Origin of the sequence: Bradyrhizobium yuanmingense, from assembly GCF_900094575.1 — a bacterium.
GTDB classification, from domain to species: Bacteria; Pseudomonadota; Alphaproteobacteria; order Rhizobiales; family Xanthobacteraceae; genus Bradyrhizobium; species Bradyrhizobium yuanmingense.
Genome location: NZ_FMAE01000060.1, coordinates 1 through 6,352, shown reverse-complemented (window position 1 = coordinate 6,352; position 6,352 = coordinate 1). Strand labels below are relative to the sequence as shown.

Below are 6,352 nucleotides of genomic sequence, written 5' to 3'. Positions count from 1 at the left end.
CGGGCGTCGCCCTGCGGGCCGGGCTGTTGGCTACGCTGAAGCCCCCGCGTAGCGGGTCTTCCCCCTTACGGGCTGCCATCCCTGACGCGAAGCGGCCGGAGTCCCCGAACAAGCCAACTGCCGAGCCTATCGGAACCCGCGTATAAGCGTCGGACCTGAAACGCAAGCGACGCCTTTGGCCGCGAGGACATCGAACGGCAGCGGAAAATTTGCGGAGCAACCGCCAGGCGGCCAAATCGAGTTCGCTGCGGACAAAACGACGGCGGCTGTTCTCGCAGTCAATCAGAGACTGCATCCGCAGGCTGAACCATGTGCATTTCGGCTCACTTGCTTCCGGTGAAGTTCCAATCCCGCTCTCGAATGGGCTTTCCTTGGTTCTGGTGCGGCCTTCCACGATCAACCCACAAGGGGTTCGCTACGCAAGCGTGCGACCTCTCCGGCTTCGCCTTCGAGGTGACCGCAGCCGCCCCCGAACACGTCGGCGCCTGTCGAGCGGGGATGGTCCCCGCCGCAAAACGGGAGCCTTCAATGTCGCACAATCTCGCCCTCGCTCAGAACCACGCCTTCGATCTGGCCCGCACGCTGATGGTGCCTCATTCTTTTCCAGACTGAGAGCGAGTTCGGCGTGATGGTCTCCAGCGAATATGACGGCGACCAGGACGCCATCGTCCATGATTATGATCCCTGGCAGATTATGGACAGCTAAGGACTGTCGGCTGCGCCAAATCCTTGATGTGCCGAGCCTGTCGCCCGGCACATTCCGGTTGAACTGCACATAATCCGGAGCCCTGCTACTCCCAACAACGGAGATCGAGCATGCCCGTACCTGTACGCCTTCAACTCAGGACTGAAGATCCGGACAATGTTCTTTGGCCCATCATGGGCCTCTACACCGACTACCTTGTCCGCGGTCGCTACGGCGCAAAGCGTCGCCGTCGATATACCGCCTCAGCTCTTCACTTTGGCGACTGGTTGCGCAATGAGGGCGCAGGACCAGGCGACATCGACGAGACTCGGATCGGCAGCTTCCTCATCAACCACCTGACTACCTGTTCGTGTGGACATCCGGTCCCGCGCGGTCTCATCCTCAACAGGGCGGCGCTTAACAACCTGCTCCGCGTGCTGCGCGCGCACAACATTGTCGCGGCACCAGCGCCCGATGCGATCGAAGTGGAACTCGCCCGGTTCGACGCTAAGATGAACGAGATTTGGGGACTGACGCAGGGCACGCGTGATCACCGTCGCCGCATCGTCCGACGTTTGCTCCGGGAACAGTTTGGCGCAGGACCGATCGAGTTAGGTGCGCTCACGCCCAATGCCGTTCGCGCCTTCGTACTCGGTGGCGCCGGATGGAGCACCAGCACGATCCGAGTCATGGGTGGGGCAGTCCGCTGCTATCTCCGTTATCGCGCACTGCTCGGCCACGACGTTGCTCATCTCCACAAAGCGGTGCCGCGCCCCGCATTCTGGCGGGATGCCGAGCTCCCGGAGGCTCTGTCGGGAGCCGATGTCGAGCAGCTGTTCTCGGCCTTTGACCGGCCTTGTCCGTCACGCCGACGAGGCTACGCCATCGTGCGATGCCTGGCCGATCTTGGCCTGCGTTCAAGCGAGGTTATCCGGCTGACCCTTGATGACATCGGCTGGGACGAAGGCGTCATAAGGGTGCCCGCCGGTAAGGCTCGGCGATCCGACATACTTCCGCTCTCGCCTCCGACCGGCGAAGCGATCGTCGATTATATCCTCAACGAGCGACCCGCGACTCCTCAACGCGAGGTGTTCGTCCGCCATGTCGCGCCCCTCGGTGAACCGGTTGGTAGACGTGTCGTGCAGAAGACACTCCACGCCGCCTACGCTCGGCTCGGTTGGGACCGGAGTCGCGTTCACATTCTCCGGCACACGCTTGCAAGCCGGTTGGTCAACAACGGCGTGCCAATGAAGCAGATCGCTGACGTTCTACGTCACCGCAGCATCGTCACCTCCGCGGGCTACGCGCGGGTCGATGTCGCACGGCTGTCGGCTGTCGCGCTGCCCTGGCCGGGAGCGATCGCATGAGCGTCCCTGTGACAATGCTCGCGCGCGCCGAGGCCTACCTCGCCGAGCGCCGCCGACTCGGATTCGTGCTTGACTGGTCGGGTAGCCTCACGCGGGCCTTTCGCTCGCTTCGTCGACGCAAGCGGCCACGAAGGTCCGCTTACCTCCGCTATTGTGCTGCGCTGGGCGAAGGAGCAGGCGATGCATGCCGATCCCTTCACTTGGGCGCAGCGACTCAACGTACTCGGACCATTCGCGCGTCACCTGGCTGACGCCGAATCAGGAACCGCGTTCCCCTGAAGGCGCGCCCTTCGGGCGTTCGAAGCGCCGGGTGTCGCCACACTCACGCCGGCCGAAGTGGACAGGATCATTGCAGCCGCGCGTGCCCTTCCGCCTGTGTTCGGTGCCGGTCCAGCCTCGCTTCCAACAGTACTTGGCCTGCTCGCCGCTACGGGCCTCCGCATCTCCGAGGCGTTGAGTCTCCAGTGTGGCAGCCTCGATGAGGCTGCAACCCGGGTCACGGTGAAGCACTCCAAGTTCGAGAGGACACGCATGGTACCGTTGCACCCGACCGCGACAGCGGCTTTGCGAGATTACCTACGCACGCGAGCGAGGCTCGGCCCGATCGACCATTCCGCGCCGTTATTCCTCGACGAGCGCAGTGGCGAGGCTCTGGGCTACCGTGCCGTGCGCCGCGCATGGCTCCGACTGACGGCAGACGTCGGCATCGTGCCGCGCGGGGGCCACCGGTTCGTCCGTATCCACGATCTGCGGCACACCTTTATCTGTCGACGGCTGATGCTCTGGCAGACCGAAGGTGCAGACATCGACAACGCAATGCTGGCGCTCTCGACTTACGTCGGCCACGTCAATCTCGGCGACACCTACTGGTACTTGCAGGCTGTGCCCGAGCTCATGGCGCTTGCCGGAGGCCGCTTCGAGGCACTCGCACCGCAGTTCAGGGAGGTGTGTCATGACTAACATGATCCCCTCGTTCCCGATGCTCCTCCAGCGCTTCTTCGTCGCCTATCTTCGCCAGCAGCGAGCGGTCAGTCCCAGCACACTCGCGGCTTACCGTGACACGTTCAAGCTGCTGCTGGCCTTCTCGCTGAAGGCGATAGGCAAAGCTCCGACCGACCTCGCTCTCACCGGCCTGAACGCGACGCTAATCCTCTCCTTCCTAGATCACCTCGAGGGCGAGCGAAAGAACAGCGTGCGGAGCCGTAACGCGCGCCTGTCGGCGATCCGTTCCTTCCTGAAGTTCGCTGCCCACGAGGATCTGACCTCGCTTGCGGTCATCGAGCGCAGCCTTGCTGTCCCGCAGAAGCGTCACGACAAGGCCGTACTCGGCTTCCTGTCCCGGTCCGAAATGGATGCGCTCATCGCGGCACCGGACTGCGCGACATGGGCCGGGCGGCGCGATCAGGCAATGTTCATGCTCCTCTACAACACCGGCGCCAGAGTATCCGAAGCGATTGGCCTGCGGGTCGGTGACGTGGTGCTGGACGTCTCGCCAGTGGCACACCTCCATGGGAAGGGAAGAAAGCGACGAAGCGTTCCACTCTGGAAGGCGACCGCCACGACGCTCCGACAGTGGCTTCGCCACCTGCCGGACACCGGCCCGCAGGGGTATCTGTTCCCGAGCAGCGCGGGCAAACAACTGTCACGCTCGAGCGTAACCCAGCGGCTCGCACAGGCGGTTGCGCAGGCGACGTCCAAGCTTCCTGCTCTTGCCGAACGGGCGATCTCGCCCCACACGATCCGCCATACGACAGCGATGCATCTGCTGCAGTCGGGCGTGGATATCACAGTTATTGCACTGTGGCTCCGCCACGAGCATCCGAGTACGACGCATATCTACATGGAGGCGGACCTCAAGATGAAGGAGGAGGCATTGAGCCGGCTCCAGCCGATCGCCGCTACACCAGCGCGGTATCGCCCACCGGACCAACTCATGGCCTTCCTCCAGTCGCTGTGATTATGCGCAGCCCGATCCCGCGTCGGGCTGCGTTCTCACAGGCGCCTCATTCGGAACTGCTCATAATCTGCCAGGGATCAATAATCATGGTTATGCTCAGATCTGCATAACCATGAATACGACCCCTGGTGTCCGGCTCATTGAGCCGGGTGACCGGCTGCCGCTGGCGCCATGCCGGGTGCAAGGGAAGCTTCGCCGCGCCCAGCCATCTGACAAATTCGACAGCTTGCCTGCGCGCCCTTGCGCCCGGCAGGCTTCGCGGCCGGTCGGAGATGTGCCGCAAGGCCAAGAACAAGCGAGACCAACAGAAGAAGGGGCCGGACGTCTGCGGAACGCCGGTGCAAACAATGAACAAGAGAGCAATCGAAGATCTCCGCGAGAAGGTTGGCTGCGCAGCCCTGCTGGAGAGAAACGGCTGGAAGGTCGACCTCAAGGAAAGTACCAGGCGTGCGATCAAGTATCGCCGCGACGCCAACATCATCATCGTCATCCACCAGGGCCGCGGCTGGTTCGATCCCTTGTCGCCGGCGAAAGGGGACGTATTTTCGCTCGCCGAACATCTCGGTGCCGATGGCTTCGTCGAGGCATATGACCGTGTTGCGGATGTGGTTGGCTTCGTCCCGTCTGCACCTGCGTGGCAGCGCCCGGCAAGGCCTAAGACCCTCGCGTCCATTGTAAAGCGGTGGGGACATCGCTTCAGGCCGCGCCCCGGCTCCCCAGCTTGGCGCTATCTGACATGCGAGCGGCGACTGCCGGCGGACATCGTGAAGGACGCAGTCGCTAGCGAAGGGTTGCGAGAGGGCCCTCAAGGCAGCATGTGGGCGGCGCATTATGATTCTGCTGGTGCACTCACAGGCTGGGAGGAACGTGGACCAGCATGGCGGGGCTTTGCTACGGACGGCAGTAAGGAGCTTTTTCGTTTCGGGTTGCAGGACGCCGAGCGGATCTGCATCACCGAGGCGGCGATTGATGCGATGAGCCTCGCCACGATCGAGGTCGCGCGTGCTGACACACTTTATGTCAGCACCGGCGGCGGTTGGTCGCCCGCAACGGATGCCGCCATGCGTCTGCTGGCCAAGCGCGCCAACGCTTGGCTCGTCGCGGCGACCGACAACAATCGGCAGGGCGACATCTACGCCGACCGTGTTCGCGCCATCGCGGCGGACGCAAGCGCGCCGTACGACCGATTGCGGCCGTGTGCCGGCGACTGGAATGAGGATTTAAGGATCTGACGGCCCACCTGATGCGGCTCCCGAGGGCGGCGCGCAGGCCGCGTGGCTGCACCGCCAAGGGCTGCGCATGAGTAGGCCTCCGATCCCTCGGCATTGGGCGAAGGAAAAGGAGATCGAACAGAGAAGAAATGAACGGGAATGAAGCGCTGCCGCATGCGCGGCCGGCGCGTCAAGGGTGAGGCTTCGCCCGCGTTCCGCGGCCCTTGACCCGCCGGACCTGCGATGCGGCCGGCGAGGAGGTGTGATGAAGGGCTGAAGTGACGAAGGATCAGGCGGATCGCTCGCGCTGTCAGTCCGGCCAGGCCAAGAGGAGCCGCCCATGCACACCTCCCCCAGCATCCGCAAAGTCTTCGAAGGCGTTGCGACGCGCCACGAGATGCACCGCTTGTTCAACCGTCACCGTGGTGACCCCGCGATGGCCGAAGGCGAAGGCCAACATCTCTCCGCCGGTGAGTGGTTTGAGATTAGCGAGCGGGAGCACGACTACATGCTCGAGATCCTGCCACCGCTGTTCATGCGCGCCGACATGTTCGCGATGCGCGAGTTCATGACGGGCAGCGTCACCAGCATCTTCTTCGCGCTTGCCATCGACGGAAGGCGGCGCTGGTTCCATGGCTATTGCGATCTTTCCGATCGGCTCTCGCCGGAGCGGCTGAAGGCGGCGATCATCGAGCGCGAGTCACGGCCCGACGCGCGATGACGCACGAAGAGCGGCTCGAGCATATCTGGTCGAGCACGCATGACGATTATCGCGGCTATGCCGGCGAGCGCTGGCCGCTGGCCTTGCGCGGGCGCCGCACCGTACTCGTCTATGCCGGCCAGAGTGGCACAGTCCTGAAGCTGCTCGACGACCTCACCGAGGCAGAGATCGCAGCCAAGCTGCCGGTGCAGTTCCGCCATCTGCCGGCGACGGTCGCGGCTAGACCGACCTCGCCTCCCCGCCCCGCGGCAGCCCGGCCTCGCACCGGGCGTCGAATTTCAGCACCCGGCCCGGCGCCGGCCCACTTCATCAACTTCCGCAACGCCGTGCCGTCCGTCGCAGCCCGCGCCGGCGGACGGCGGCGCGCGCCGAACTGGAGGACATTTCCATGGCGCATGACGATCCTTTCAC

General features: G+C 64.0%; 3 protein-coding genes and 2 pseudogenes. All 5 read left to right on the top strand.

All coding sequences use genetic code 11. From position 1 onward, the window contains the following. Positions 1-816 precede the first annotated feature (816 nt). A complete protein-coding gene (locus tag GA0061099_RS38435; protein ID WP_074448644.1) occupies positions 817-2,052 on the top strand; it encodes a tyrosine-type recombinase/integrase in 1,236 nt (411 codons plus the stop codon). A 330-nt stretch (positions 2,053-2,382) separates the two neighbouring features. Next, a pseudogene (locus tag GA0061099_RS39640) lies at positions 2,383-3,012 on the top strand (tyrosine-type recombinase/integrase); the annotation flags it as partial. Continuing rightward, positions 3,005-4,009 carry a tyrosine-type recombinase/integrase gene (locus GA0061099_RS38425; protein ID WP_074448643.1) on the top strand — a complete coding sequence of 335 codons (1,005 nt, stop codon included), beginning with the start codon at positions 3,005-3,007 and terminating at the stop codon, positions 4,007-4,009. The pseudogene GA0061099_RS39640 and the gene GA0061099_RS38425, both read left to right, overlap by 8 nt. A 347-nt stretch (positions 4,010-4,356) precedes the next feature. Next, the gene (locus tag GA0061099_RS38420) at positions 4,357-5,241 is read left to right on the top strand and encodes a DUF3991 and toprim domain-containing protein (protein ID WP_074448645.1); all 885 of its coding nucleotides are present in this window, start codon (positions 4,357-4,359) and stop codon (positions 5,239-5,241) included. 319 nt (positions 5,242-5,560) lie between these two features. Next, positions 5,561-6,162: pseudogene (locus tag GA0061099_RS41945) on the top strand (DUF1419 domain-containing protein); the annotation flags it as partial. Positions 6,163-6,352: the final 190 nt, after the last annotated feature.

Bases quoted from the DNA above. Each gene is read 5' to 3' on its own strand.
- GA0061099_RS38435 (WP_074448644.1), top strand. From the start codon at position 817: ATGCCCGTACCTGTACGCCTTCAACTCAGGACTGAAGATCCGGACAAT.
- GA0061099_RS38425 (WP_074448643.1), top strand. From the start codon at position 3,005: ATGACTAACATGATCCCCTCGTTCCCGATGCTCCTCCAGCGCTTCTTC.
- GA0061099_RS38420 (WP_074448645.1), top strand. From the start codon at position 4,357: ATGAACAAGAGAGCAATCGAAGATCTCCGCGAGAAGGTTGGCTGCGCA.